This is a genomic window from Streptomyces albipurpureus (genome assembly GCF_023701525.1).
Taxonomy (GTDB): domain Bacteria; phylum Actinomycetota; class Actinomycetes; order Streptomycetales; family Streptomycetaceae; genus Streptomyces; species Streptomyces albipurpureus.
Genome location: NZ_JAMQAW010000006.1, coordinates 407,590 through 431,500, shown reverse-complemented (window position 1 = coordinate 431,500; position 23,911 = coordinate 407,590). Strand labels below are relative to the sequence as shown.

Genomic DNA, 23,911 nt, shown 5'->3' with positions numbered 1-23,911 from the left:
ACACGTGCCGCCCCCAGACTTCTGCTTCCCCCCAGTTGCCTAAGAAGAGATGGCAAGAGCATGACCGTGCAGACCGAGAGGCCGCCATCCGGCCCGATGAAGGTCCACCGGCGGACCAATGGAGGACACGGGAAACCTCCGGAGAGCAGACGAGCGGGAGCGCTTCTGCCCTATCTGCTTCTGCTCCCCGCGGTCGCGGTCACCCTGGTGTTCCTCGGTTACCCGCTGATCAACAACGGCATTCTGTCGTTCCAGAACCTGAACATGAGGCAGCTGATCCAGCACCTCACGGAATGGAACGGAATCGACAACTACAAGGAAATCCTGACCGGTTCGGATTTCTGGCGGGTCACCGGCCGCTCCATCGCCTTCACCGCCGCGAATGTCGTCCTCATCATGCTGCTGGGAACGCTGGTCGGGCTGCTGCTCGCCCGTCTCGGCAAGCGGATGCGTGTCGCCCTGCTCATCGGTCTCGTGCTGGCCTGGGCCATGCCGGTCGTCGCCTCGACCACCGTGTACCAGTGGCTCTTCGCCCAGCGCTTCGGTGTCGTCAACTGGGTCCTCGTACAGTTCGGCTTCGAGAACATGGCGGAGTACAACTGGCTAGGCGGCCAGATGTCCACGTTCTTCGTGGTTACCCTGCTGATCGTCTGGCAATCCATACCGTTCGTCGCGATCAACCTCTACGCCGCGACGACCACCATCCCCAAGGAGCTCTACGAAGCCGCGTCGCTCGACGGCGCCGGCGCGTGGAAGAGCTTCACCTCGGTCACGCTGCCCTTCATGCGGCCGTTCCTGTACGCAACGACCTTCCTAGAGATCATCTGGGTTTTCAAGGCGTTTGTACAGGTGTACACGATCAACGCCGGTGGCCCCGACCGTCTCACCGAGATCCTGCCCGTGTACGCGTACATCGAGGGAATCGGTAACCAGCACTACGGCATGGGCTCGGCGATCGCCATGCTCACCATCGTCCTCATGCTGGCGCTGACCGCGTACTACCTCCGGATCGTCCTGAAGCAAGAGGAGGATGCGTGATGAAGCGTTCTATCGCTGGCCGGCTCTGGCCCAACATCACCGCCGTACTGCTGATCATCGGCTTCATCTTCCCGGTGTACTGGATGTTCGCGACGTCGTTCAAGAAGACGCCGGACATCGTCTCGGACACCCCGGTCTGGTTCCCCACGAGCCCGACCTTCGAGCACTTCGAGACGGCACTGAACGCCGACAACTTCTGGACGCTCGTCCGCAACTCGCTGACCGTCACGATCCTCGCGGTGGTCTTCTCGCTGATCATCTCGCTGGCGGCGTCCTTCGCCCTGGCACGGATGCGGTTCAAGGGCCGGCGCGGCTTCATCGTCGGCTTCATGATGGCCCAGATGGCTCCCTGGGAAGTCATGGTCATCGCGATCTACTTCATCGTGCGTGACGCCGACATGCTCAACAGCCTCATCCCCCTGACCCTGTTCTACATGGTCATGGTCCTGCCCTTCACCCTCCTCACGCTCCGCGGCTTCGTCGCCGCCGTGCCGAAGGAACTGGAGGAGTCGGCGATGGTCGACGGCTGTACGCGCCGCCAGGCATTCCTCAAGGTGATCCTGCCGCTGCTCGCTCCCGGTCTGATGTCGACCTCCATGTTCGGCTTCATCACCGCGTGGAACGAGTTCCCGATGGTGCTGGTGCTCAACAAGGACGCGGAGTTCCAGACGCTGCCGCTCTGGCTGTCCAGCTTCCGCTCCACCTTCGGCGATGACTGGGGCGCCACGATGGCCGCCTCGACCATCTTCGCCATCCCGATCCTGCTCCTCTTCGTCTTCCTTCAGCGCAAGGCCGTCAGCGGCCTTACTGACGGCGCAGTGAAAGGCTGATCTCGGTGGGAATCCCGACCAGCGGAGTCCGTGCGCAGGACCCTCTGTACAAGGACGCCCTGGCTGTACTGCAGCCGGGCTTCGCAGGCACCACGGCACCCGAGTGGGTCCGCCGCACCGTCGCCCAGGGCCTGCTCTCGGTGGCCCTGTACGGTCGCAACTGCAGCGACCCCGAGCAGGTTGCGGCGCTCACCTCGGAGCTGCGCAAGGAGAACCCCGACATCCTCGTCGCCATCGACGAGGAGGGCGGGGACGTCACCCGGCTGGAGGTCATGGGCGGCTCGTCCTGGCCGGGTAGCCTCGCGCTCGGCGCGATCGACGACCTCGCGGTCACCCGCGATGTGGCCCGTGAACTGGGCTACTCGCTGGCCGCCTGCGGCGTCAACTTCAACTGGGCACCATCGGCCGACGTCAACGCCAACCCCGACAACCCCGTCATCGGGGTCCGGGCCTTCGGCTCCGACACCCAGCTCTGCGCCCGCCACACGGCCGCCTGGGTCGAGGGACTTCAGTCCGTCGGCGTCGCCGCCTGTGCCAAGCACTTCCCCGGCCACGGTGACACCGCGGTCGACTCACACCTCGGGCTGCCGACCATCGAGGTGGCCGAGAGCGTGCTCAGGGAGCGGGACCTCGTCCCCTTCCAGGCCGCGATCGACCAGGACGTCAAGGCCGTGATGACGGCACACATCATGGTCAACGCACTCGACACCCAGCACCCCGCGACCCTGAGCCGCAGCGTGCTCACCTCGCTGCTGCGCGCGCCGCAGTCCGAGGGCGGCCTCGGCTTCAACGGCCTGATCGTCACGGACGGCATCGAGATGGGTGCCATCGCCCGGACCTATGGCGTCGCCAGAGGCACCGTGCTGGCGCTCGCCGCCGGTGCCGACGCGATCTGCACCGGCGGTGACTCCTTCGGCGAGGACACCACCACCGGCCTCGCCGACGCCATCGTGGACGCGGTCCACGCCGGCGAACTGCCCGAGGAGCGGCTGGTCGACGCCGCGAACCGGGTCCGCACACTTGCGGCATGGACCGCCGAGCAGGCCCTGCCCGACGGCCGTCGGGCACCCGACGCGGCGGTCGGTCTGGCCGCCGCCCGGCAGGCGCTGCGCATCACCCGCGGCGCTCAGCACACCGCCGTCACCGGCCCCGTCCAGGTGGCGACCTTCTCGCCGCAGGCGAACTGCGCCGCAGGCGCGGAGACCCCCTGGGGCGCCGGCGCGGCGATCGGCGAACTGCTGCCCGGCTCCGGCCAGGAGACCTACACCAGCGAGCAGGCAGCGGCGGACGGCACGGATGTGCTGGTCGCCAAGATCCTGGGCGCCGCCGGAGAGCGTCGCACGGTCGCCGTGGTGCGCGACGTCCACCGGCACCCCTGGATGTCCGAGGCACTGACCGCGCTGGTGGCTGCCCGCCCCGACACGATCGTGGTCGAGATGGGTGTGCCGCAGGCAGCGCCGACCGGCGCCCTCCACATCGCCACCTTCGGGGCGGCACCGGTCTGCGGCCGGGCGGCGGCGGAGATCATCGCCGGCGGTTGACAGTGAGCGGGCCTCTCACCGCCGCACACCCCGACCAGGTGGGCAGTCGCATCGGGAGGCCCGTTCGTGCAAGCCCCAGGAAGGGCCGCCGCGAGTGTTGAGGGCGGCCGGCTCCAAGGGCCGGTGCCGGGCGTGGCACAGCAGGAGGGGACCACGCCCGCCACCGGCCTTTTGCGTAGCGGGAGGTACGCCCCGACAGGGCCGGATCCCACGGCCCGGGCGGGCGACATGCTGCCCCTGTCGGTAGACCTTACGATCGTTCCAGTGGTGCGCACGCTCCCGCCCGAAAGCGTCCCGCAGAGGGTTCCGAGGTGGCAGACACCGCGGAGGTCGCCTCGACCGGGTGACAGAAGCGCCGCGTACCGCGCCCATGGCGCCCGCCCGCTGAGGGCCCGACGACACCGCGAGAGGCCCGACACCGCGGAGGACGGTCGCAGCGGACCCCACCGCGCCGGGTTGGTGGCAGCCCGTCTGATCGCCGCCCCGGAGCCAGGAACGTCCTCTGGAGGCACATCGCATGTCAGCCACGATGCCGGCCGATCACCGCGAGCGCCCCGGCCGGATCATGTCCAGCGAGATGGCGGAGCAGCCCGCGGTGCTGCGGCGCATCCTGGAGCGGGGCGCGCCGAGGATCCGCGAGGTGGCGGCCGCGATCGCGGAGCGCGCGCCGAGGTTCGTCCTGCTCGCCGCCCGCGGCACCTCCGACAACGCGGCGCTGTACGCGAAGTACCTGCTGGAGATCCGGCTCGGGCTGCCCTGTGGGCTGACTTCCATGTCCACGACGACCGCCTATGGAGCCCGCCCCGATCTGCGCGATGTGCTGGTGGTCACCGTCAGCCAGTCGGGCGGCTCGCCCGATCTGGTCGCCTCCGCCCAGGCCGCCCGTGCGGCGGGTGCGATCACCCTGGCTGTCACCAACAACCCGGATTCCCCGCTGGCCGCCGTCTGCGAGTTCCATGTCGATGTCCTGGCCGGCCCGGAGCAGGCGCTCCCCGCAACCAAGACGTACACCGCCTCGCTTCTCTCGCTGTACCTCCTGGTGGAAGGTCTGCGCGGGGATGCCGGAGCCGCCGCGCACATGCTGCCTGACCTGGCCGCCGAGGTCCTCGCCCGGCAGGAGGAGGTACGTCAGCTGGCATCGCGCTACCGGTTCGCCGAGCGGATGGTGATCACCTCGCGCGGCTACGGCTACCCCACCGCGAAGGAGGCCGCGTTGAAGCTGATGGAGACCAGCTACATCCCGGCGCTCTCCTACTCGGGTGCTGACCTGCTCCACGGCCCGCTGGCGATGGTCGACAACATCTCACCGGTGATCGCCGTGGTCACGGACGGTCAGGGCGGCAAGGCCCTCCAGCCGGTTCTCGACCGTCTCCGGGGCCGGGGCGCCGATCTGGTGGTGGTGGGGCCCGCCCCGCAGGTCGCGGCCGCGTCGGCGGGGTTCACCCTGCCCACGGCCGGTGTCCCGGAGGAGCTCCAGCCGGTGCTGGAGATCCTGCCGCTGCAACTGCTGGCGTACGAGGTGACGATCGCCCGCGGACAGGACCCGGATGCGCCGAGGGCGCTGGCGAAGGTGACGGAGACCCACTGACAGCGAGCGCGCGTCCTGTCGTGGCCGCGAGCGGTCGCCGGCCCCGGTGAACGGGGCCTGGCCCGGAAATACCCGCGGGCCGCGGCGCCTGACGGGACCCTCAACCCGTCCGGCACCGCAGCCCGGAGTGCTCCGGCCGGGCGGGTGTGCGGGCCCGCCGGGCCGTGGGGGAGGACTCGATGCAGTCAGGGCAGAGAGCACCGGGGCCTCGGTTCCACTCTCCTGTGCGGGGAGAGCGGAAGTTTCTGTGTTCGTTATTCTGGACTAGACCATTCGATGATGTCCATCTATCTGGCGCTGTTTGTTCGTACTCTCATCCATCTCTCATCAAGTCTCATCAAGCCCACCCCTAACCCCGGACCATCCCGCGGGTACGCTCGCAGACGTGCCCTCCATGAACGACCTCGTACGCCAGCACACCGCGCTCGGCGAGACCGACCTCGAATGGCTGCATCTGCTGGTCTCGGAGTGGCAGCTGCTCTCCGACCTGTCCTTTGCCGACCTCGTCCTCTGGGTCCCCACTCGGGACGGTTCCCGCTATGTCTCGGTGGCCCAGATGCGGCCGAACACGGGCCCGACCTCCTACCACGACGACATGGTCGGCCATCTGGTGCCCCGGGGCCGCCGTCCGTTGCTCGACGCCGCGCTCGATGAGGGCCGGATCGTGCGCGAGGGCGACCCCGAGTGGCGCGAGGAGGTGCCGGTGCGGGTGGAGTCCATCCCCGTACGGCGCGAAGGCCGGGTCCTGGGGGTGATCGCGCGCAATACGAACCTGCTGACCGTTCGCACCCCGTCCCGGCTTGAACTGACCTATCTCCAGAGCGCCTCCGACCTCGCCCAGATGATCGCGGCGGGATCGTTTCCCTTCCTGGGGCAGCAGGTCGACATGGATGCCTCGCCACGGGTCGGCGACGGGCTGATCCGGCTGGACGCCGAGGGGATCGTCCAGTACGCCAGCCCCAACGCCCTCTCCGCGTACCACCGGCTCGGTCTCGCGTCCGATCTCGTCGGACACCACCTGGGGCAGATCACCGCCGACCTCGCGCCCTCACGCGGCCCGGTGGACGAGGCCCTGGTCAAGCTCGCCAGTGGCTATGCGCCTCGGGAGACAGAGGTGGAGGGCAACGGGGGAGTGATCCAGCTGCGGGCCATCCCGCTCAAGCCCAAGGGCGCCCGGATCGGCTCGCTCGTACTGCTGCGGGACGTCACCGAACTCCGGCGCCGTGAGCGGGAGTTGATCACCAAGGACGCCACCATCCGGGAGATCCACCACCGGGTGAAGAACAATCTGCAGACGGTCGCCGCCCTCCTGCGGCTCCAGGCCCGGCGGATGGACTCCCAGCGCGGGCGAGAGGCGCTCAACGAGGCCGTACGACGGGTCGGTTCCATCGCCATCGTGCATGAGACGCTCTCGCAGACCCTCGATGAGCGGGTCGAGTTCGATGAGATCGCCGACCGGGTGATCGCGATGGTGGCCGAGATCTCCCCGGGCAAGGTGGACTGCCGTCGTACCGGCCGCTTCGGCGTCCTGGACGCGGAGGTCGCCACTCCGCTCTCCATGGTGCTGACGGAGGTTCTTCAGAACGCGCTGGAACACGCCTTCCCGGCCGGCGAGCGCGGCTCGGTCGAAGTGGCGGCGGTACGCGGTGACCGCCCCGGCGATCCACAGGCCAGGGGACGGCTTCTGATCACCATTCAGGACGACGGCTGCGGATTGCCGGAGGGATTTGATCCGCAGCGAACGGGGAATCTCGGACTACAGATCGTACGGACCCTGGTGGAAGGCGAGTTGGGCGGAGGGTTCGACATGCTTCCTGTAGCAGAACCGGGACATGGCACCCGGGTCGTGCTGGATATTCCGGTCAGTGCTCAGAAATAGCGTCATGGGATTTCCGGGATTCCCGCATTTTCTGGTGAGAAGCCCGGACATGGCATAGCAGCGAGCCCCGGACCAATAAGACTGCGGTCCGGGGCTCGAATGCTGTGGGTTTATCTGCGCGCTGCGACTCGTGAGCGGTGAGTGCGTACTCGCTGTACGCGCCGCCGGAGGCTCAGGCTCGGTGCGGTGGCAATTAGGCGCTTGCGTTACGCGCCCGGTTGCGAGCGGCACGGCGCTTCATTGCGCGGCGCTCGTCCTCGCTGAGGCCACCCCAGACGCCGGAGTCCTGGCCGGACTCAAGCGCCCACTGAAGGCACTGCTCCATGACGGGGCAGCGACGACAGACGGCCTTGGCTTCCTCGATCTGCAGCAGCGCAGGACCGGTGTTGCCGATGGGGAAGAAGAGCTCGGGGTCTTCCTCGCGGCAAACGGCGTTGTGACGCCAGTCCATGGCTGCTACCTCTCCTTGTATGACATGTGGGTTGCTTGTGAATGTGAACGCTTTCACGAATCCCCCCGCAACGGAAGGGCCGAACGCCGAACACGCCGACGTGGTCCAGGGTTTAGAGGAGGGGTTCTGGCGGTCTGTGGGGCCGATTCTGCGGGCCGTCCCGATCGCCATGAAGAGACTCGCAAACCTCGGCGACGGATACAACCCCTTCCGGAAACTTTTTTTTGATTCCTCGGTGTCGACTAGGTCACAGCCGTACTTCTATGGGGTGGAGTCCAGTCCGTACGTTCGAGATAAAGGGCTATCGGCCCTTCCACTCACACAATCACACGCAGTGCACGGCGTACGCCTGTGAACGTCACGCTCGTACGCAGTCCCAGATGGTCACCGTCCATCTGAAAGGGCAGTGGAACCTTTGAATTCAAGGTGAAGTCAGTCAGGTCATGGAGTGTGGTCGCATGCTTACCGTGCGGCCCGCGCTCGGGGCTCGACATCAGCAGTTGGGTGGCATAGCGGGCCACGGCCGGTGTCGACAGCTTGGTGAGCCCCAGCACATCCAGACCGGTGTCGAAGGACGCCTTCGGGGATGCGTACAGCGGGCGATTGCCCAGGTAGCTCCACGGAGACGTGTTGCAGACTATGGAGAGCGCCAGATCGTTGACCGGCTCGGCGTCGGGGCGCTCCAGGGAGATCACCCCTCGTCTGCGGTGGGGCTCGTCGAGGAACTGCCGCATCACCTGACGCACATAGAGCGCGTGGGTCGAGCGCTTTCCGCGCTCTCGCTGCTGTTCGACCCGGCCGATCACACTGGCGTCAAAACCGACCCCGGCACAGAAGGTGAACCAGCGAGCCGGGACGGCTTCGTCCTCGGTGTCCGGCGTGCCGGAGGCGAGGCCGAGCCCCACGGTCCGCTCGCTCTGCTCACGGAGCGCGTCCAAAATCGCGCCGGTGGCCTCGACGGCGTCATTGGGGATACCCAGTGCGCGGGCGAAGACATTGGTCGAGCCACCGGGGACCACGGCGAGGCGGGGCAGTGCCCCCGGGTCAGGGCCGTGGTGGAGTAGACCATTGACCACCTCATTGACCGTGCCGTCGCCGCCGAGTGCGACCACCAGGTCGATTTCCCCGGACTCAGCGGCTCGACGCGCCAGATCCCGGGCGTGCCCGCGGTATTCGGTGGTGATGGCTTCCAGCTTCATCTCGCTGGCGAGCGCGTGGATCAACACATCACGGGTGCGGGCACTGGTGGTGGTTGCTGCTGGATTGACCACGAGGAGTGCGCGCATATGAGGCAGCGTACCTACTGAGAGGTACCTGGCCCCAGTCCGGGTGTGAGGGCGACCACGCCCCGGCGAGGGGCCCGCCCTACCCCGGTCCGGGGGCCGCGGGGGACGGCTACCCTGCTGGGGTGAGTACTGACCGGACCCCCCGCCCCGCCCGTCTGACCGCTGCGGCGGCCGTCTCCGGACTGGAGGGCCTGGCACTGGCTGGTTACGGCGTCTACATGCTGGTGATGGGGCTGCTGGGTCGGCCCGACAGCCCCACTCAGGCCGAGATGGGCGGGGTGACGTTGATCGCACTGGGTGCGATTCCGCTGTTCGCCGCGCGGGGGCTGCTGGCCCAGCGCAGCTGGAGCCGAGGGCCGGCGCTGATCACGCATCTGATGGCGCTGATCCCCGCGTACACCTTGCTGAAGTCCTCGGGCGGGCTGATTCCGCTCGGCATCGTGGTGGCCGCGGTCGCCGTGACCGGTCTGGTGCTGGTGGTGAACCCGGCGACGACCGAGGCCCTGGACATCCGGGGTCCGGGCGCCCGCGACGCATAGTCGTCCGGTCCTTTGGGCACCTGCCTTCCGTGACGGGGCAGCGGTCAGCACTTTCGTACGGTGTGGGAGTCCGATGAGACGCCGGCTCCACCCTCGGGTGCCGAACGGTCCAGCACCGCCATCGAGTCGAAGCCATCCGGCCACAGAGCTCCGTCGGTACCGGGCCGGGCGGGCGATGGGGCGAGAGGGCGTTTGAGGGGGCTCTGGGGCGATCTTCGGGACCTTCGAGGCATTGGAGTCGGCCCTCTGCTTCCGAGGGCGCGACAACCGTACTGAGCCCCGGGTGCGACCTGGACGGCTACCCCGTACCGGAGCCGGTCCCGGATGGCGGTGCGCTGGAGGACCGTCGGCCGACCGGAGCCGTGGTAGCGGGCTGTGACCGCCGAGACGGCCACAGCCCCTGATCCGGGCCGGGAACTGCGCGGCCCTCGTCCGCTACTCCTCCACCAGCAGTTTCTCCCGCAGTTGCGCCAAGGTGCGGGCCAGCAGCCGGGAGACGTGCATCTGCGAGATACCCACCTCCTGTGCGATCTGCGACTGCGTCATGTTTCCGAAGAACCGCAGCAGCAGAATGCGCTTCTCGCGCGGCGGCAGGTCCTCCAGCAGCGGCTTCAGGGATTCGCGGTACTCGACGCCTTCCAGCGCCTCGTCCTCCGAGCCCAAGGTGTCCGCGACCGCCGGGGACTCATCGTCCGTGTCGGGGACGTCCAACGAGAGAGTGGAGTAGGCGTTCGCCGACTCAAGCCCCTCCAGGACCTCTTCTTCGGAGATGCCGAGCCGCTCGGCCAACTCGTGCACGGTCGGCGAACGGCCGTGCTGCTGGGAGAGCTCGGCCGTCGCCGTCGTCAGCGAAAGCCGCAGCTCCTGAAGCCGGCGGGGCACCCGAACCGCCCAGCCCTTGTCCCGGAAGTGCCGTTTGATCTCACCGACCACCGTGGGAGTGGCGTAGGTCGAGAACTCAACACCACGTTCAGGGTCGAACCGGTCCACGGACTTGATGAGACCGATCGTCGCGACCTGGGTGAGGTCGTCCAGTGGCTCCCCGCGGTTGCGGAACCGTCTGGCCAGATGCTCGACCAGCGGTAGATGCATGCGGACCAGTCGATTACGCAGCTCGGCCTTCTCCGATGAGCCCTCCGGGAGCTTGCCGAGCTCGACGAACATCGCCCGCGCGCCGCTGCGGTCGCGTGGGTCGTGCGGCTGATCGTCGTTCATGAATTCTGCCCTCCCCCTGACGCTCGGCTGGCCTGGGTTCTCCTCGACTGGGCCAGGGGGCGCACCCCCCGCCTGTGCCTGCTCCGCCACGGCTGCCTGGCCACCGGGTCCGTCCACCGGGTGTGGCCTTGCCTGCTGTTCCGGGAAGTCATGCACCGCGGGTGGCTCGTTGCGCACCGGACCGTCCTCGTTCCGCACCGGACCGTCCCCGTCTCTCATGCCGGCCCGGGTCCGGCGCCGCGCTGTTTGTACAGACTGATGGAGACCGTGCGGTCATCGGCGACCGTCGAGTCAACCTTCCCCGCCAAGGCGGAGAGCACCGTCCATGCGAAGGTGTCGCGCTCCGGCGCTCGGCCGTCGGTCGTCGGCGCGGAGACCGTGACTTCCAGCGAGTCGTCGATGAGCCGGAACACGCAGCTGAGGACTGAACCGGGAACCGCCTGCTGCAACAGGATGGCGCACGCCTCGTCGACCGCGATTCGCAGATCCTCGATTTCGTCGAGGGTGAAGTCCAAACGCGCCGCGAGACCGGCCGTGGCCGTACGCAACACCGACAGATAGGCACCCGCTGCGGGCAGCCGGACTTCCACGAAGTCCTGGGTCCCGGGCTCGCCTGCGATCTGGGACACCCTCACCTCCAAGGTGACACATGCTCTTTCGGGGCCGCGGGAGAAAGATCCCGAAGCCGTCGCTACACAGTCCTTGCGTAGCAGTACTGGCCCGGCGACGCTATCGCGATCCACCGCGCCGTGTCGTCGGACCCCCATCTTCAGCAACTGTCACTCATGGTAGGCATACGGCGACACACAGTGGCTAGTGGTCTGCGTGACCCAATTGCGAGGAAGTGGGGGAGGGTTGACGTACCCACACCTCAGACGATCGAACCGTCGACAAAGCACCATCGCCAGCTCTCGCCGGGCTCGAAGCTCCGCATCACCGGGTGGCCGGTCTCGGCGAAGTGCGCGCTCGTGTGCCGAAGTGGTGACGAGTCGCAGCAACCCACATAGCCGCAGGTCAGGCAGAGCCTCAGATGCACGGGCTGGGCTCCGGCCGTCAGGCACTGCCGGCAGGTGTCGTCCAGTGGGGTGGGCTCCGGGTGAGGCAGTGCTGTGATGTGCGGACACTCGCTCATGGTGGCCAGGTTACGACGTGAGCGAAGGGCGCTCCGGTGGGAGTACCGAAAACGCCTCAAATTCCCAAAGCATCTTAAATCTATAGAAAAAACTGAAGAAAGACCCGAACTCGTCAGGCCGCGGAACGGCGCGCCCTGCTCGGTGGCGCCGCCATCCGAACTCGCCGGCGTACCGGGTGGTCGGGCGAAACCCATGTCAGATCATGAAGCTCGGTGACTCAAGCATGAGGGACGGCGCATGGACGCATTGCCACTGGTAGCACTGATCGCGTTCAGTGCGATGATCGCCGGAGCGGCCCGGCGGACACCCGTACCCGCGCCGCTGCTCCTGGTGACGGTCGGGCTGATCGCCGCGTACATCCCCGGAGTGCCGGACTACACGCTCGATCCGCATATCGTCCTACCGCTGCTGCTCCCCCCGCTGCTGCACACGGCGGCACTCGACAGCTCCTATCTCGATCTGCGCGCCAACGTACGGCCCGTCGCGCTGCTCTCGGTCGGCTATGTCCTCTTCGCCACCCTCTCGGTCGGCTATCTCGCCCACCAGCTGATCCCGGAACTGCCGCTGACGGCCGCGCTGGTGCTCGGCGCCGTGATCGCACCACCGGACGCGGTGGCGGCGACCGCCATCGCCCGACGGCTCCGTCTGCCGAACCGGATCACCACCATCCTCCAGGGCGAGTCCCTGGTGAACGACGCGACCGCGATCACCGCCTACAAAGTGGCGCTCGCCGCCGCGATCGGCGAGGGAGCGAGTTGGGCCGGTGGCGTCGGGGAGTTCCTCCTCGCGGCGGTCGGCGGGGTCGGCGTGGGTCTGCTGCTGATGGTGCCGATCCACTGGCTGCGAACGCATCTGAAGGAAGCGCTCCTCCAGAACACCCTCTCGCTGCTGATCCCCTTCGTCGCCTATGCCGCGGCGGAGCAGGTACACGCCTCCGGGGTGCTCGCCGTCGTCGTGGTGGCGCTCTACCTCGGCCACCGCCGGTGGCAGGTCGACTTCGCCACCCGGCTCCAGGAGGAGGCGGTGTGGAAGATGGTGGCCTTCATCCTGGAGTCCACGGTCTTCGCGCTCATCGGCCTTCAGCTGCCCTATGTGCTGGAGGGCCTCGGCACCTACGGGGTCGTTGAATCGCTGGGGTATGCCGTCGGCGTCTTCGTCTTCGTGGTCGCGATGAGATATCTGTGGGTCTTCCCCGCCACCTTTCTGCCGCGCCGGCTCTCCCGGCGGATCAGGGAGCGCGAGCCGGGCGTCGACTGGCGGGCGCCGGTGATCGTGGGCTGGGCGGGGATGCGTGGTGTGGTCTCGCTGGCGATCGCCTTCTCCATCCCGCTGACCACCGCCGATGACGAGCCCTTCCCGGCGCGCAACCTGGTCCTCTTTCTGACCTTCACCACCGTGATCGGCACCCTGGTGGTCCAGGGACTCACCCTGCCGGCACTGATCCGGCTGCTGAAGCTGCCGAAGAAGGACCTCAACGCCGAGACGCTCGCCGAGGCCCAGGCCCAGAACGAAGCGTCACAGGTCGCCGATGAACGGCTTGACGAACTGCTGACCGATGAGCGCAACAGCCTGCCGCAGCCACTTCAGGACCGACTGCGGACCGTGATGGAACGTCGGCGCAACGCGGTCTGGGAGCGACTCGGCGCCGTCAACGAACTGACCGGGGAGTCCGCCGATGACACCTATCGGCGGCTGGCCGGGGAGATGATCGAAACGGAGCGCGAGGTGTTCGTCCGGCTGCGCGATGCCCGCAGCATCGATGACGAGATGATGCGCACGCTGCTGCGACGGCTCGATCTGGAGGAGGCAGCCGCCTATCGGGAAGAGGAAAGCCCCAACTGATCCGCCTGGTCCGGCTGCCCCGTGATGATCGCGGCCAGCCTGGTGCCGGGAGGGAAAGCGCCCTCGGCGGCGAGGACGGTCAGACCCCAGAGCATTTTGGCGACATATGTACGCTCCACGGCCAGTCCATGACGGTCTTCGAACTCCTTGGCGAACGCGTTCAACTCGGGGGTGGTACGGGCGTAGCCGCCGCAGTGGAAGCGTTCGTCGAGCGACCAGTCGCCGACTCGCCCGCCGAAGGCGCTGTGCTGGATTCGCAGTGTCTCGGCTGCCAGGAAACCGCCCTTGAGCACCGGAAACGCAAGGGCACGCTGCCCCGGGGCAAGTCCGGCCGCGAGTCCGGCGATGGTCCCTCCCGTACCGCAGGCGACGGCGGCGACATCGACGCGACCGTGCAGCTCCTGGCCGAGTGCGGCGCAGCCCCGGGCGGCGAGGGCGTTGCTACCGCCCTCGGGGATCACATAGACGTCGTCGGGCCCGCTGTCGCGCAGTACGCGGGCCAGCACCTCGGGGTCCGACTTGTGGCGGTAGGTCGTCCGGTCCACGAAGACCAGCCGCATACCGTTGGCCACGCACTGGGCGAGGGAGGCGTTGAGCGGGCGGTCCGCCAGTTCGTGGCCGCGCACGACCCCGGTGGTGGGGCAGCCGAGCAGCCGGCCGGCCGCGGCCGTGGCGCGCAGATGGTTGGAGTAGGCGCCGCCGAAGGTCAGCAGGGGGCGGCCGGCGGCCGCGCGCAGGTTGGGCGCGAGTTTGCGCCACTTGTTGCCGGGGAGCTCGGGATGGATCAGATCATCCCGTTTGAGCAGCAGCTGGACGCCCTGGCGGGTGAAGCGTTCATCGTCGGCCGGCTGCAGCGGCGAGGGCAGCCGGGGCTCCAGGGCGGCGGTGGGGTCGGGTGCTGACATGGGCATGTACCCATTGTCACCTGCGAGGACGCTCACCTGCGCGGACGTTCGTAGGCGAGGGCGTTCATCGGTCAGGACGTTTCGCGCGAGGGCGTTCATGGGCGATACGGGTACGGAGGGGAGCCGGGCGGTTTGCGGCGGGGCGACGGGCCGCGGAAGAGAGGCATCCGCGGCCCGCCAAGCTGGCGGGAGGAGCCGGTTCTCCGGGATCGGAGGTTGCTGGTCGGTCTTGTCAGTCGGGCCTGTCCGCGGTCACTTCAGGCGCTCATGGACGCGCTCGCGCAGGGAAGCCATGGTGAAGCCCTTGGGGTCGGGCTTCCCCGGCTGCCACTCCAGATGTCCGATGACCGAGCGTGACCCCCAGCCGTGTACGCGGCAGATGGCGGCCGATGCCTTCTCGATGGCCTCCAGTTGCGCGTCGGGCCATGGGTCCCTGCCGTCACCGAGATTGATGCACTCGAAGCCGTAGAAGTAGCGATTGCCGTCGGCGTTGACTTCATTGTCCGGTGGTAGCTCCTTCTCCGCGATGACGGCCCGCAGCACGTCGTCATCCCCGGCGCCCGCGTGGTTGGCACGGCCGTAGCCGACGAGATGCACGGTGCCCTGCTTGTCGATGACCCCGTGGCACAGCGGCCCGGGCAGATCGCTACGGCCGTCGCGACAGAGGGCGACGCTGTTGGCGGTGCCCTGGGTGACGGTGTGATGGATCATCACACCGTGCACGGGCCCCCAGGGCCCCTTGTGGTTGCGGTTGTGGGTTCGCCAGTCGCCGACTTGGACGACGGTCAGTCCCTCGCCGCGGAGCGCGTTGAGGAAAGTACTCGCAGACATGGGTGTGGACATGGCCGACTCCCTGAGGTACGAGGAGTACGGAATGTTCCGTACTTGCCATTTACAGCTTTTACTCCACTAGCCCGGTGGGCGGCTATACGTACGAGTGCTGTGCGAGCCGATCCAGTCAGCGAATCAAACGGATTGTTGAATTCAGTCCAATGTGCCCCGTTTATCGGTAAGTAGTCCCATCCGTTTGTGTAATGGTGCTGGGGCGCATCGCGCTGGAAGTCTTTCCCTCGCAGACCAGACCAAGGGTCGATCTGCGGATCAAGCCATGATCGAGAGGGAGTTCTATGTCGGTTGGTTCGGTTGGCTCTATCGGCGACGACGTACGTGATCAGCAGACGCCGAAGCAGCAGAGCCTCGGCACCGCTGCCGCGCGGAATCTCGCGACCACCACCAAGTCCGTGCCGCAGATGCAGGAGATCACCTCCCGGTGGCTGCTGCGCATGTTGCCGTGGGTGCAGGTGCAGGGCGGCACCTATCGGGTGAACCGTCGACTGAGCTACGCGGTGGGCGACGGCCGGGTGACCTTTGTCCAGACCGGCGATCAGGTAGCAGTGATCCCCGCGGAGCTCGGTGAGCTGCCCGCTCTTCGGGAGTATGACGACGAGGCGGTCCTCGCCGAGTTGGCGAATCGTTGTGAGCAGCAGGAATTCAGTGCCGGCCAACTGCTCGCAGAGGCCGGTGCGGTCGCGGACCGCGTCTTTCTGCTGGCCCACGGCAGGGTCGAGCAGATCGGTACGGGTCCCTACGGGGACGAGGCGGTCGTCAATGTCCTCGCCGACGGCGCCTATCTGGGCGAGCAGTCCCTGGTGGAGGCAGACACCACCTGGCAGCACACGGCCCGTGCGGCAACGGCCTGCACGGTCCTCGTGCTCACCCGTAGCGATGTGCTGAACCTCGCCGAACGGGCGGAGTCGCTCCAGGCCCATCTGGCGCGGCTCGCCGCCCTACCCCGGCAGCGCACCAACAAGTACGGCGAGGCGGCGATCGACCTCTCCGCGGGCCATGTCGGCGAAGCCGTCGTTCCGCACACCTTCGTCGACTACGAAGCATCCCCGCGCGAGTATGAACTGAGCGTCGCGCAGACCGTCCTGAAGGTCCACAGCCGGGTCGCGGACCTGTACAACCAGCCGATGAACCAGACCGAGCAGCAGTTGCGGCTCACGGTCGAGGCGCTGCGGGAGCGCCAGGAGGATGAACTGATCAACAACCGGGAGTTCGGTCTCCTGGCCAACTGTGACTACGAGCAGCGGCTCCAGCCGCACGATGGCGCGCCCAGCCCCGACGACATGGACGAACTGCTGTCGCGGCGGCGCGGCTCCAAGCTCTTTCTCGCCCATCCGCGTGCCATCGCCGCCTTCGGGCGCGAGTGCAACCGCCGCGGTCTGGTTCCCCAGAGCGTCGAAGTGGGCGGTCACCATGTGCCGGCTTGGCGCGGTGTGCCCATCTTCCCCAGCAACAAGATCCCGATCACCGCGGCCAGGACCACCTCGATCATCTGCATGCGTACGGGCGAGGCCGAGCAGGGCGTCATCGGACTCCAGCAGGCGGGCATCCCGGACGAGATCGAGCCGAGCCTCTCCGTGCGCTTCATGGGCATCGACGAGCAGGCGATCATCTCCTACCTCGTCACGGCCTACTACTCGGCCGCGGTGCTGGTCCCCGACGCGCTGGGCATTCTGGAGAACGTCGAGGTGAGCCGCTGGAGCTGAGCGTGAAGAGCGGCCGGGGGCTGTCGTTGCTCACTCCATGCCCCCGGCCGCTCTCCCCTGCTTCCAGCTCCACGGCGCCGGCCGTACCCGTTCTGTCCGCTCGGGCCCGCGTACCCGCCCCGGTGGGGCCGTCGACTGCCGACCCCGGCCCCACCCGGCCGCGCTCCACGACACCCGGGACCTGGGCACCCGGGACCTGGGCACCCGGGACCTGGGCACCCGGGACCTGGGCACCCGGGACCTGGGCACCCGGCACCTGAGCACCCGGGACCTGGGCACCCGGCACCTGAGCGCCCGGGACCCGAGCACCTCGGTCCTGTGGCAGAACTGCCCCACCCACCCCCTGAGAGGACTGCCAGTTGACCATGTCGGAGGCCATCGAGGGCCGTGAGGCCCTTGCCCTTCTCGAACGCACCCGCGACGCCGTCGACCCTCGGATCCGGGCAGCCGTCGAGTCCCTGCCCGGCTCCCTGCGCCATGTCGCGATGTACCACTTCGGGTGGCAGAACGCCGATGGAACCTTCGCTGCCGGCCCTGGCGGAAAGGCCATCAGGCCCGCACTGGTGCTGGCCACCACGCGAGCCCTGGGCGGGGACCCGCGAGCGGCCGTCCAGGCGGCGGCGGCGGTGGAACTGGCGCACAACTTCACCCTGCTCCACGACGACGTGATCGACGAGGACTCCACCCGTAGACACCGCCCCACCGCTTGGACGGTCTTCGGTACCGCCGATGCGATCATCGCCGGCGACGCCATGCTCGCTCTCGCCCTGCGACTGCTCGCCGAGGATCTGCACCCCGCCGCCGCGGCGGCCTCCGAGCGGTTGGCGAACTGTGTGATCGAGCTCTGCGCGGGCCAGCAGGCGGACTGCGCGTTCGAGGAGCGCGCGCCGCACGAGGTCTCACTCGATGAATGCGTGGAGATGGCCACCGCCAAGACCGGCGCACTGCTGGGGTGTGCCTGCGCCCTGGGCGCGCTCTATGCGGGAGCGGGCCCGGAAGAGACGGATGCCATGGATGCCTTCGGCCGGGAGGCCGGCTTGGCGTTCCAGCTCATCGACGATCTGATCGGCATCTGGGGAGACCCCGGCCGCACCGGCAAACCGGCCGGCGCGGATCTCGCCGCGTACAAGAAGTCGCTGCCCGTGGTGGCGGCGCTCACCTCCGGCACCCCGGCCGGGGCGGAACTGGCCGAGCTGTATCGGGGTCCCATGACCGGCGGCGCCATCGGCTTGGCCGCGGACGCCGTGGAACGGGCCGGGGGCAAGGACTGGGCGCAGTTGCAGGCGTCGGACCGGATGGCCAGGGCGGTCCATGAACTGTCCAGGGCGGTTCCGGACCTGGCTTCGGCGGGGGAGCTCCTGGCCTTGGCGGAGTTCGTCACCCGTCGTACCCGTTGAGGGCGCCGGGGGGATGCGGCCGACCCGGTCCGCGGGGTGAAAGGCACTTGCTAAACCACTATAGGTGAAGCACTATGGGTGGAGTGGTCGCTGTTGGCGCTGTGACGCGCCGGGCGGCTCGATGACTACTCCACGACGAATGGGGCCGGTTTGCGCAAGCTCAGCTACTACGTCGCCGCATCGATCGACGGCTTCATCGGCGCCCCCGACGGGGATGCCGAGTTCCTCAACCGCTTTGTGGTCGGTGATCTCCTCGACTACCTCCGCACGGAGCAGGCGGACACCCTGTCGACCATGGCCCGCCAGTACTTCGGGGTCGACGACCAGCCCCTCAGTCAGTACGACACGGTGATCCAGGGGCGTGCCAGCTATGACATCGCCCTCCGTGAGGGGAACACTCGCCCCTATGCCCATCTGCGGGAGCTGGTCGCCTCGCGAACTCTCACCGAGTCCCCCGATCCCGAGGTGGAGATCGTCTCCGGCGACGTGGTGGGCCGGGTGCGGGAACTCAAGAAGGAGGACGGGCTCGCCATCTACCTCTGTGGCGGTGCGAATCTCGCCGGTCAGCTGCGCGATGAGGTGGATGAGTTGGTCATCAAGACCTACCCCGTGATCCTCGGTGACGGGATGCGGATGTTCGATACCGGCTTCCGGATGGACGAGTTCACGCTGATCTCCATGCGGAGCTTTGATAACGGTGTCATCGTCAGGAAGTACGCCCGCACCTAGTTTTTGGTCGATTCCGCTACCCCTGTGCCCCGCCGGAAGGCCCCTGGCGGTGGGTCGTCCCCGAAATGGCGCCGTTGAGCTTTCCGACGCCGACATATCGTAATATTCTGGTCATATGGTGAGTGAACGACGTCCGGCTGCCCGCATTCCGCAGGCCGACGACCGATGCCCGGTCTGCGGCCATCCGGTCGATACCGTCATTAAGCGCCGTAAAACGCTGGGGGCATTTGTTCCCTCGTGGGGACCTGGTCCCTGCCACAACCGGGACTGTGCCGCCTATGTCGAGCGGTCCGGGGGGCGTCCTGAAGAGCACCCTGGCCCGGCGGTCGGTAGCACCTGAGCCATCCCGGCTGTTCAGGGATGGGCCACATACCGCTACAGTCCGCGCCATGTCATCGGAGTCGACTGAAGTCTGGGCGGGCTGGTACCGCGACCGACGTGGCGCGGAAGCGGTCACGATCGCGGCGCACGGACGGCAACTGCGCACGCGCATCAGGGGTGTTGAGTACGAAGGGGCGACGTTCGCCGCCCTGGAGGTCGTGGGGGCGGAGGGAGTCCTTTCCTCCTGTGTATTGGAATGGGACATACCGCTACCGATCCATGCCGTCAGCGGAGTCGAGCGGGCCACGCTCAGCTGTCTGCTGACGCTGGGCGAACTGAGGCCCGAAGGGTCCCTCGATCGGGCGGATCTCAATCTGACCCTGCACTACGGCGGGGCCGCCTATGAGTCCGGGGTCGCGGGCGGCGACTTCGAGGACGCGCTCGATCGCATCCAGAAGCAGCTACCGCCCGGCGCCGAACTGGCCACCTACGCCGCCGCCGAGGCCTGAGCACCAGCCGTCGGCATGACCACCAGCCGTCGCTGTGAGCACGGCAAGGGCGTCCCCTCGTGAGGAGCGAGGGAACGCCCTTGCCGTGCCTGCCTCCCGTGGGGCATCAGCCAACGGGAGTGACGAGACCGGCAGCCGGTGCGGTCTGACTCGACCATCGCCGGGCCTTGACTGGTGTGTGTCGGTGGCCCTCGGCGCGACCCGACCGGTCGGCCGGTGAGCCGTGACACCCCAGCAGAAGGAGGGGGCGTCCCGCTTCCTGGTAACGGGACGCCCCCGGCAGTGCGGGCCCTGCCCCTGCGGTCCTGGCGGTGGAGACCTCAGGGCCCACTCATGGTCACGAGGCGCGGGCCACCGCGGCCGCGAGGCCGTACGCGAAGATGGAGTTCACCCGGGCGCGCTCCTGCGCGTTCGGCACCGCATTGGTGCAGGACGGGCCCGGGCCGCCACCCGACATCAACTCGCTGCACGGACCGCGGTAGTTGTCCGGCAGGCCGAGCACATGACCGGTCTCATGAGAGGTCACGCGGTACGAGTTGTACTGCTGGTTCTGCCGGTAGTCGAGGAAGATGTAGCCGCGTCCGCGCCCGTCGGTGCTGGCGTACGAGCCGCGTGCGTCATTGCCCTCGTAGTAGCGGAAGTTCGGGTTGTTGCCCTCCTGGAGCCGCACATTGGTGACGGAGCTGTTCCATATCTGGGCACTGCGGGCTATCTGCGCGCGGAAGCTGGGGGCGTTGGCGGCGTTGTAGGTGACCGTCACGGCCCGGGCGCCCGGGTTGGCGGCACGCTGCTCGGCGACCGACTTCACGACGGCCTGGAAGAACGCCTTGGTCGCCTTGGTGTCCGCGGTGGACCCCTCGTAGGCGACATAGGACGGGACGGCCGCGGTGGTGGGGGAGTCGGCCGGAGTGGCGGCGGTCGCGGGTACGGCACCGAGCGCGGCGGCCAGACCAAGGCCGACTGCGAGGGTGGCGGAGAGTACGGTTCTGGGGTGACGCATGGGGGGCTCCTACTCGTCCGGTTGGGAATCCGGTGAATCGGATGGGTGCGCACGCAACCGATGAGTCCTGCTGGACCCGGGGAACGGATGCGTAACGCAGAGTCTCGGGGAGACACCCCGGCGCGCGGATGATGCCAACTGCCGATAACACCGGTGCATCACACTGTCCCCGTCCGTCCCCTGTGCCCGAACTGTGTGTCTGGTGCGGCCGTTGGGACCGGCCTACTCTCGGGTCATGGAGCTTGAGGTGAGGCACCTGCGCGCCTTGTGCGCCATCGCGGAGACCGGCAGCCTGCACAAAGCAGCGCGCCAACTGGGCGTCAGCCAGCCGTCCTTGACCACCCAGTTGCGGCGGATCGAGAACTCGCTGGGCGCCGAGTTGTTCTCCCGGGAGCGCTCCGGCTGTCGGCCGACCCCGCTGGGGCGGGCCGTACTGACCAGGGCGCGACCACTGGTGGCCGAAATGGCCGCCCTGGTGGTGGAGGCCAAGGCCGCCGCCGCCAGGGCCCACGGCGCCCGGCTGCGGGTCGGCTCCACCGCCAGCAGCGCACTGCCCGGCTGGCTCGGCAGACTACGGCGGCGACTGCCGGACGCCGATATCTCGCTGAATGTGGATGTCTCGGCGAACGCCCTGCTCAGAATGGTCGCGGCAGGGCAACTCGACGTCGCCTTCGTCCATGAGGTGGAGGGCTGTCCGCTGCTGGTTCCCGACGGGCTCTTCCGCCGCGTGCTGATGGAGCGCGAACCGCAGTTCATCTCCATGTCCCTCGACCATCCGGCGGCCGCGGCAAGCGTGGTGGAGCTCAGTGATCTGGCCGAAGACCGCTGGATCGTCGACCCCACCGTCGACGGCGAATGGGACGGACTGCGCAGGGTTTTGACCGCGGCCGGACTGAACCCGCCGGTGCTGCACGGCGACTACCACACCGCGGCCTCCCTGATCGCGGTCGGCGAGGCAGTCGCCCCCTGCCAGCCGACGTCCGGCTCCCGTGAGGACATGGCGATAAGGCCGCTACGGGGGGACCCCCTCGCCGTACGGCTGCTGCTCTGCACTCCACCGGGACCGCAGGAGCCCTACGACGATGTGTACGCCGACCTGGAGTCGGCGTACCGGGAGTCGGCGACCCGGGCGGCCGTCTACCGGCAGTGGCTGCGCCACCACAAGAACCCGCTGTTCACCCCGGCTGCCTGAGCGCCCCAGGACTGACGGTCACGGCCCCTTGGTGGCCTCGTCCAGGAGGAGGTACAGCAGCCCGATCAGGCTGCCGCCGCTGACGACCTCACGACGGTCGATCATCGCGCGGATGTCCGTCAGCGGAAGCCACTCGATGCGGTCGGACTCGTTCAGTTCGGTCGGCGGTCCGGCGTACTCTGCGCCATCGGCGCGGAACACATGGTGCTCCGAGTCCGTGATGCCATTCGCCGGCTGCGCGTAGACCAGCGGTTTCAGTGCGCCGACCCGCCAGCCGGTCTCCTCTTCGACCTCCCGGGCGGCCGTCTGCGCCGGAGTCTCGTCCGGTTCGATCAATCCCATCGGCAGCTCCCAACCCCAGGTGTCGGTGATGAACCGGTGGCGCCACATCATCAGCACCCGCGCCCGATCGTCCACCACCGCGGCGACCGCGAGATGCCGCATCCGGACGATGTGGTGTTCAATGCGGTGGCCATCCGGCTGCTGAACATCGGCGAGCCAGAGGTTGACCCAGGAGTTGTTGTAGATCTGCCGTTCCCCATGGACGGTCCACCGCATAAGTCCAACTCCTTTACGAGGGCTGCTCCGCGCGATATCAGCGCCGGTTCGATTCTCCGGACTACTGTCTACGCCCATGACCGAGTCGCGTGGGTATCCGTCACCCGTGCGGCCTACGACGCAACGGCAGTTGACGACGCTGGCGCTGCCCTACCGAAGGCGAACGCGAGGTCCGGGCCGCTGCCGCTCTCACCGTCCTCGCGGAACTCGTCCAGAGCGAGGCGCTGGCAGCGGTCATCGAAGCGGGGAGCGGCCGGGGCGGGTGACGGCCTACCTCCACGCCGATGGCCTGGGCGCCCACGGCGGATCTGTCTCCGCAGCCGGTGGCGCCCGCCCGGAGGACCCCTCCGGGGTGCGGCCCGAGGAGGGCTCGACGCCGAGTCCGGCCGCGGCCGCTGGCTCCATCGGGCGGCCGGGCGCCCGGTACTCGACCATCCGCATCGTGCCGGAGCAGCCACCGGACGTCCGTGCGGAGTTCCCTCGGGTGCTGGCCCCGGGCGGCCGGTCGCTGCGCGCCTTCCAACTGGGCGACGAACCGTTTCACCAGGCCGCTGGCCGCTGGTCGAGGCCCTCGTCAGGGGCCTCTCGCTCGGCTTCCACCGGCTGAGACCCAGAACGGATCGCCGAGCTGCCGGATCGCGACGGACTGCCCGTACGGGTCACTCTGACGCGCGAACCCGAGCCGGGGAGCCGACCCCGCGTGGGCGTCCGCCGGTGGGGAAGCCCACCGCGGAATACGAGACTCCGCACTCAACTACCCGCGGGTTCCGGGGCGGCAGCGGGCCGCACGGGTCCAGGGCCGGAGGTGGCCACAGGGTCCGGGGTCGGCGGCGGTCGCGGTGGGGTGATCTGGGGATCGGCTCAGCGCTTGCGTTTGCGATGGGACTCCCAGCGGGCGATGAGCCCCTCCGCCTTCTGGTCGAACTCCCTGTCCAGCAGTGACAAGGGAGCCGCCAGGGTGAATCGCCTGCCGTCCTTCAGGGCGACCACCACCCGGCGCCCGAAGATGCTGGGCCCCACCTGGATCGCCACGACATCGGCCCACGGTATCCTTCCCCGTGCGCTGCGCCCCACGACCAGCGCGGACCTGGTGGCCTGCACTCCCTTGGGCCGAGGCAGGACAAAGCAGGCCGCACCGGCGATCAGGGCCAGCAGCAGCCCCTTACCGAGGTCGCCCGCCGGCAGCGGATCCTCGGTGAACAGCAGCCCCAAGTACAGCAACAGGGTCGCCACCACGATCGCGGACGCGGCAGGAAGCGCGATCTGCACCCGGCTGGGCCGGTACACGATGACCTCATCGCCCGCTTGGTCGGCCCTCGCCGGTCGCTTGAACTTGTTCACTGCGGCCACCATTCCCGTCGCCCGCCCTGAACGGGGCACCTCGCCCCACGGGTGAGCATGACAGT

The 23,911-nt window shown here is 68.2% G+C and carries 24 protein-coding genes; 14 read left to right on the top strand and 10 right to left on the bottom strand.

The genetic code is table 11. The features are described from left to right. Nucleotides 1-60 precede the first annotated feature (60 nt). From NBG84_RS06945 to NBG84_RS06925, 5 genes are all read left to right on the top strand, one after another. The gene (locus NBG84_RS06945) at nt 61-1,038 is read left to right on the top strand and encodes a carbohydrate ABC transporter permease (protein WP_250918393.1); all 978 of its coding nucleotides are present in this window, start codon (nt 61-63) and stop codon (nt 1,036-1,038) included. Then, a complete protein-coding gene (locus NBG84_RS06940) occupies nt 1,038-1,868 on the top strand; it encodes a carbohydrate ABC transporter permease (RefSeq protein ID WP_250918392.1) in 831 nt (276 codons plus the stop codon). The genes NBG84_RS06945 and NBG84_RS06940 overlap by 1 nt, the downstream gene beginning before the upstream one ends. A 5-nt stretch (nt 1,869-1,873) precedes the next feature. Continuing rightward, nucleotides 1,874-3,409, top strand: a complete 1,536-nt coding sequence (locus NBG84_RS06935) for a glycoside hydrolase family 3 protein (RefSeq protein WP_250918391.1) — start codon at nt 1,874-1,876, stop codon at nt 3,407-3,409. 517 nt (nt 3,410-3,926) lie between these two features. Beyond that, nucleotides 3,927-4,997: an SIS domain-containing protein gene (locus NBG84_RS06930; protein WP_250918390.1), complete on the top strand. Its 1,071-nt coding sequence runs from the start codon at nt 3,927-3,929 to the stop codon at nt 4,995-4,997. 394 nt (nt 4,998-5,391) lie between these two features. Beyond that, nucleotides 5,392-6,876, top strand: coding sequence for a sensor histidine kinase (locus NBG84_RS06925; protein WP_250918439.1), 1,485 nt, complete (start codon nt 5,392-5,394; stop codon nt 6,874-6,876). 193 nt (nt 6,877-7,069) lie between these two features. Here NBG84_RS06925 and NBG84_RS06920 read toward each other — a convergent pair whose 3' ends face one another. Together NBG84_RS06920 and NBG84_RS06915 are read right to left on the bottom strand one after the other, a co-directional pair. Further along, on the bottom strand, nt 7,070-7,327 hold the full coding sequence (locus NBG84_RS06920; RefSeq protein WP_003953983.1) for a WhiB family transcriptional regulator: 258 nt from the start codon (nt 7,325-7,327) through the stop codon (nt 7,070-7,072). 317 nt (nt 7,328-7,644) lie between these two features. Continuing rightward, nucleotides 7,645-8,613 (bottom strand): diacylglycerol/lipid kinase family protein, encoded by a 969-nt coding sequence (locus tag NBG84_RS06915; RefSeq protein ID WP_250918389.1) that lies wholly within the window; start codon nt 8,611-8,613, stop codon nt 7,645-7,647. A 122-nt stretch (nt 8,614-8,735) separates the two neighbouring features. On the opposite strand from NBG84_RS06915, the gene NBG84_RS06910 reads away from it, so the two are divergent. Then, a complete protein-coding gene (locus NBG84_RS06910) occupies nt 8,736-9,152 on the top strand; it encodes a hypothetical protein (RefSeq protein WP_250918388.1) in 417 nt (138 codons plus the stop codon). A gap of 435 nt (nt 9,153-9,587) precedes the next feature. Here NBG84_RS06910 and NBG84_RS06905 read toward each other — a convergent pair whose 3' ends face one another. The 3 genes from NBG84_RS06905 to NBG84_RS06895 all read right to left on the bottom strand — a co-directional run bounded on the left by NBG84_RS06905 (nt 9,588) and on the right by NBG84_RS06895 (nt 11,499). After that, a complete protein-coding gene (locus NBG84_RS06905) occupies nt 9,588-10,586 on the bottom strand; it encodes an RNA polymerase sigma factor SigF (RefSeq protein WP_250918387.1) in 999 nt (332 codons plus the stop codon). Beyond that, complete coding sequence (locus NBG84_RS06900; protein WP_250918386.1) at nt 10,583-10,996, bottom strand: ATP-binding protein; 414 nt, start codon at nt 10,994-10,996, stop codon at nt 10,583-10,585. Before NBG84_RS06900 ends, NBG84_RS06905 begins: the two co-directional genes overlap by 4 nt. Nucleotides 10,997-11,238: 242 nt before the next feature. Beyond that, entirely contained in the window at nt 11,239-11,499 is a 261-nt protein-coding gene (locus NBG84_RS06895; RefSeq protein WP_250918385.1) for a UBP-type zinc finger domain-containing protein, read from the bottom strand. A gap of 238 nt (nt 11,500-11,737) precedes the next feature. Between NBG84_RS06895 and NBG84_RS06890 the strand changes: the two genes are divergently transcribed. Then, nucleotides 11,738-13,342, top strand: a complete 1,605-nt coding sequence (locus tag NBG84_RS06890) for a Na+/H+ antiporter (RefSeq protein ID WP_250918384.1) — start codon at nt 11,738-11,740, stop codon at nt 13,340-13,342. Here NBG84_RS06890 and NBG84_RS06885 read toward each other — a convergent pair. Beyond that, on the bottom strand, nt 13,315-14,247 hold the full coding sequence (locus NBG84_RS06885; RefSeq protein ID WP_250918438.1) for a 1-aminocyclopropane-1-carboxylate deaminase/D-cysteine desulfhydrase: 933 nt from the start codon (nt 14,245-14,247) through the stop codon (nt 13,315-13,317). The genes NBG84_RS06890 and NBG84_RS06885 overlap by 28 nt on opposite strands. Nucleotides 14,248-14,499: 252 nt before the next feature. Continuing rightward, the gene (locus tag NBG84_RS06880) at nt 14,500-15,090 is read right to left on the bottom strand and encodes an N-acetylmuramoyl-L-alanine amidase (protein WP_250918383.1); all 591 of its coding nucleotides are present in this window, start codon (nt 15,088-15,090) and stop codon (nt 14,500-14,502) included. 284 nt (nt 15,091-15,374) lie between these two features. On the opposite strand from NBG84_RS06880, the gene NBG84_RS06875 reads away from it, so the two are divergent. The 5 genes from NBG84_RS06875 (at nt 15,375) to NBG84_RS06855 (ending at nt 19,755) form a co-directional block, all read left to right on the top strand. Next, entirely contained in the window at nt 15,375-16,799 is a 1,425-nt protein-coding gene (locus NBG84_RS06875) for a family 2B encapsulin nanocompartment shell protein (RefSeq protein WP_250918382.1), read from the top strand. A 37-nt stretch (nt 16,800-16,836) separates the two neighbouring features. Then, the gene (locus NBG84_RS06870; protein ID WP_250918381.1) at nt 16,837-17,190 is read left to right on the top strand and encodes a hypothetical protein; all 354 of its coding nucleotides are present in this window, start codon (nt 16,837-16,839) and stop codon (nt 17,188-17,190) included. After that, nucleotides 17,165-18,196: a family 2 encapsulin nanocompartment cargo protein polyprenyl transferase gene (locus tag NBG84_RS06865; protein WP_250918437.1), complete on the top strand. Its 1,032-nt coding sequence runs from the start codon at nt 17,165-17,167 to the stop codon at nt 18,194-18,196. The genes NBG84_RS06870 and NBG84_RS06865 overlap by 26 nt, the downstream gene beginning before the upstream one ends. Nucleotides 18,197-18,346: 150 nt before the next feature. Continuing rightward, nucleotides 18,347-18,925 (top strand): dihydrofolate reductase family protein, encoded by a 579-nt coding sequence (locus NBG84_RS06860; RefSeq protein ID WP_250918380.1) that lies wholly within the window; start codon nt 18,347-18,349, stop codon nt 18,923-18,925. Between the two features lie 389 nt (nt 18,926-19,314). Continuing rightward, the gene (locus tag NBG84_RS06855) at nt 19,315-19,755 is read left to right on the top strand and encodes a DUF6304 family protein (protein WP_250918379.1); all 441 of its coding nucleotides are present in this window, start codon (nt 19,315-19,317) and stop codon (nt 19,753-19,755) included. A gap of 337 nt (nt 19,756-20,092) precedes the next feature. On the opposite strand, the gene snpA is transcribed toward NBG84_RS06855, so the two are convergent. Continuing rightward, nucleotides 20,093-20,755, bottom strand: coding sequence for a snapalysin (gene snpA / locus NBG84_RS06850; protein WP_250918378.1), 663 nt, complete (start codon nt 20,753-20,755; stop codon nt 20,093-20,095). 235 nt (nt 20,756-20,990) lie between these two features. Between snpA and NBG84_RS06845 the strand changes: the two genes are divergently transcribed. Continuing rightward, complete coding sequence (locus tag NBG84_RS06845; RefSeq protein ID WP_250918377.1) at nt 20,991-21,947, top strand: LysR family transcriptional regulator; 957 nt, start codon at nt 20,991-20,993, stop codon at nt 21,945-21,947. Between the two features lie 18 nt (nt 21,948-21,965). On the opposite strand, the gene NBG84_RS06840 is transcribed toward NBG84_RS06845, so the two are convergent. Continuing rightward, entirely contained in the window at nt 21,966-22,505 is a 540-nt protein-coding gene (locus NBG84_RS06840) for an NUDIX hydrolase (RefSeq protein ID WP_250918376.1), read from the bottom strand. Nucleotides 22,506-22,767: 262 nt separating this feature from the next. On the opposite strand from NBG84_RS06840, the gene NBG84_RS06835 reads away from it, so the two are divergent. Continuing rightward, on the top strand, nt 22,768-23,112 hold the full coding sequence (locus NBG84_RS06835; protein ID WP_250918375.1) for a hypothetical protein: 345 nt from the start codon (nt 22,768-22,770) through the stop codon (nt 23,110-23,112). Nucleotides 23,113-23,366: 254 nt separating this feature from the next. Here NBG84_RS06835 and NBG84_RS06830 read toward each other — a convergent pair whose 3' ends face one another. Further along, on the bottom strand, nt 23,367-23,846 hold the full coding sequence (locus NBG84_RS06830; RefSeq protein ID WP_250918374.1) for a hypothetical protein: 480 nt from the start codon (nt 23,844-23,846) through the stop codon (nt 23,367-23,369). Between the last annotated feature and the right edge of the window lie 65 nt (nt 23,847-23,911).

Bases quoted from the DNA above. Each gene is read 5' to 3' on its own strand.
- NBG84_RS06840 (WP_250918376.1), bottom strand. From the start codon at position 22,505: ATGCGGTGGACCGTCCATGGGGAACGGCAGATCTACAACAACTCCTGG.
- NBG84_RS06940 (WP_250918392.1), top strand. From the start codon at position 1,038: ATGAAGCGTTCTATCGCTGGCCGGCTCTGGCCCAACATCACCGCCGTA.
- NBG84_RS06885 (WP_250918438.1), bottom strand. From the start codon at position 14,247: ATGTCAGCACCCGACCCCACCGCCGCCCTGGAGCCCCGGCTGCCCTCG.
- NBG84_RS06880 (WP_250918383.1), bottom strand. From the start codon at position 15,090: ATGTCCACACCCATGTCTGCGAGTACTTTCCTCAACGCGCTCCGCGGC.
- NBG84_RS06920 (WP_003953983.1), bottom strand. From the start codon at position 7,327: ATGGACTGGCGTCACAACGCCGTTTGCCGCGAGGAAGACCCCGAGCTC.
- NBG84_RS06855 (WP_250918379.1), top strand. From the start codon at position 19,315: ATGTCATCGGAGTCGACTGAAGTCTGGGCGGGCTGGTACCGCGACCGA.
- NBG84_RS06845 (WP_250918377.1), top strand. From the start codon at position 20,991: ATGGAGCTTGAGGTGAGGCACCTGCGCGCCTTGTGCGCCATCGCGGAG.
- NBG84_RS06895 (WP_250918385.1), bottom strand. From the start codon at position 11,499: ATGAGCGAGTGTCCGCACATCACAGCACTGCCTCACCCGGAGCCCACC.
- NBG84_RS06905 (WP_250918387.1), bottom strand. From the start codon at position 10,586: ATGAGAGACGGGGACGGTCCGGTGCGGAACGAGGACGGTCCGGTGCGC.
- NBG84_RS06915 (WP_250918389.1), bottom strand. From the start codon at position 8,613: ATGCGCGCACTCCTCGTGGTCAATCCAGCAGCAACCACCACCAGTGCC.
- NBG84_RS06875 (WP_250918382.1), top strand. From the start codon at position 15,375: ATGTCGGTTGGTTCGGTTGGCTCTATCGGCGACGACGTACGTGATCAG.
- NBG84_RS06925 (WP_250918439.1), top strand. From the start codon at position 5,392: ATGAACGACCTCGTACGCCAGCACACCGCGCTCGGCGAGACCGACCTC.
- NBG84_RS06930 (WP_250918390.1), top strand. From the start codon at position 3,927: ATGTCAGCCACGATGCCGGCCGATCACCGCGAGCGCCCCGGCCGGATC.
- NBG84_RS06870 (WP_250918381.1), top strand. From the start codon at position 16,837: ATGCCCCCGGCCGCTCTCCCCTGCTTCCAGCTCCACGGCGCCGGCCGT.
- NBG84_RS06865 (WP_250918437.1), top strand. From the start codon at position 17,165: ATGTCGGAGGCCATCGAGGGCCGTGAGGCCCTTGCCCTTCTCGAACGC.
- snpA (WP_250918378.1), bottom strand. From the start codon at position 20,755: ATGCGTCACCCCAGAACCGTACTCTCCGCCACCCTCGCAGTCGGCCTT.
- NBG84_RS06945 (WP_250918393.1), top strand. From the start codon at position 61: ATGACCGTGCAGACCGAGAGGCCGCCATCCGGCCCGATGAAGGTCCAC.
- NBG84_RS06890 (WP_250918384.1), top strand. From the start codon at position 11,738: ATGGACGCATTGCCACTGGTAGCACTGATCGCGTTCAGTGCGATGATC.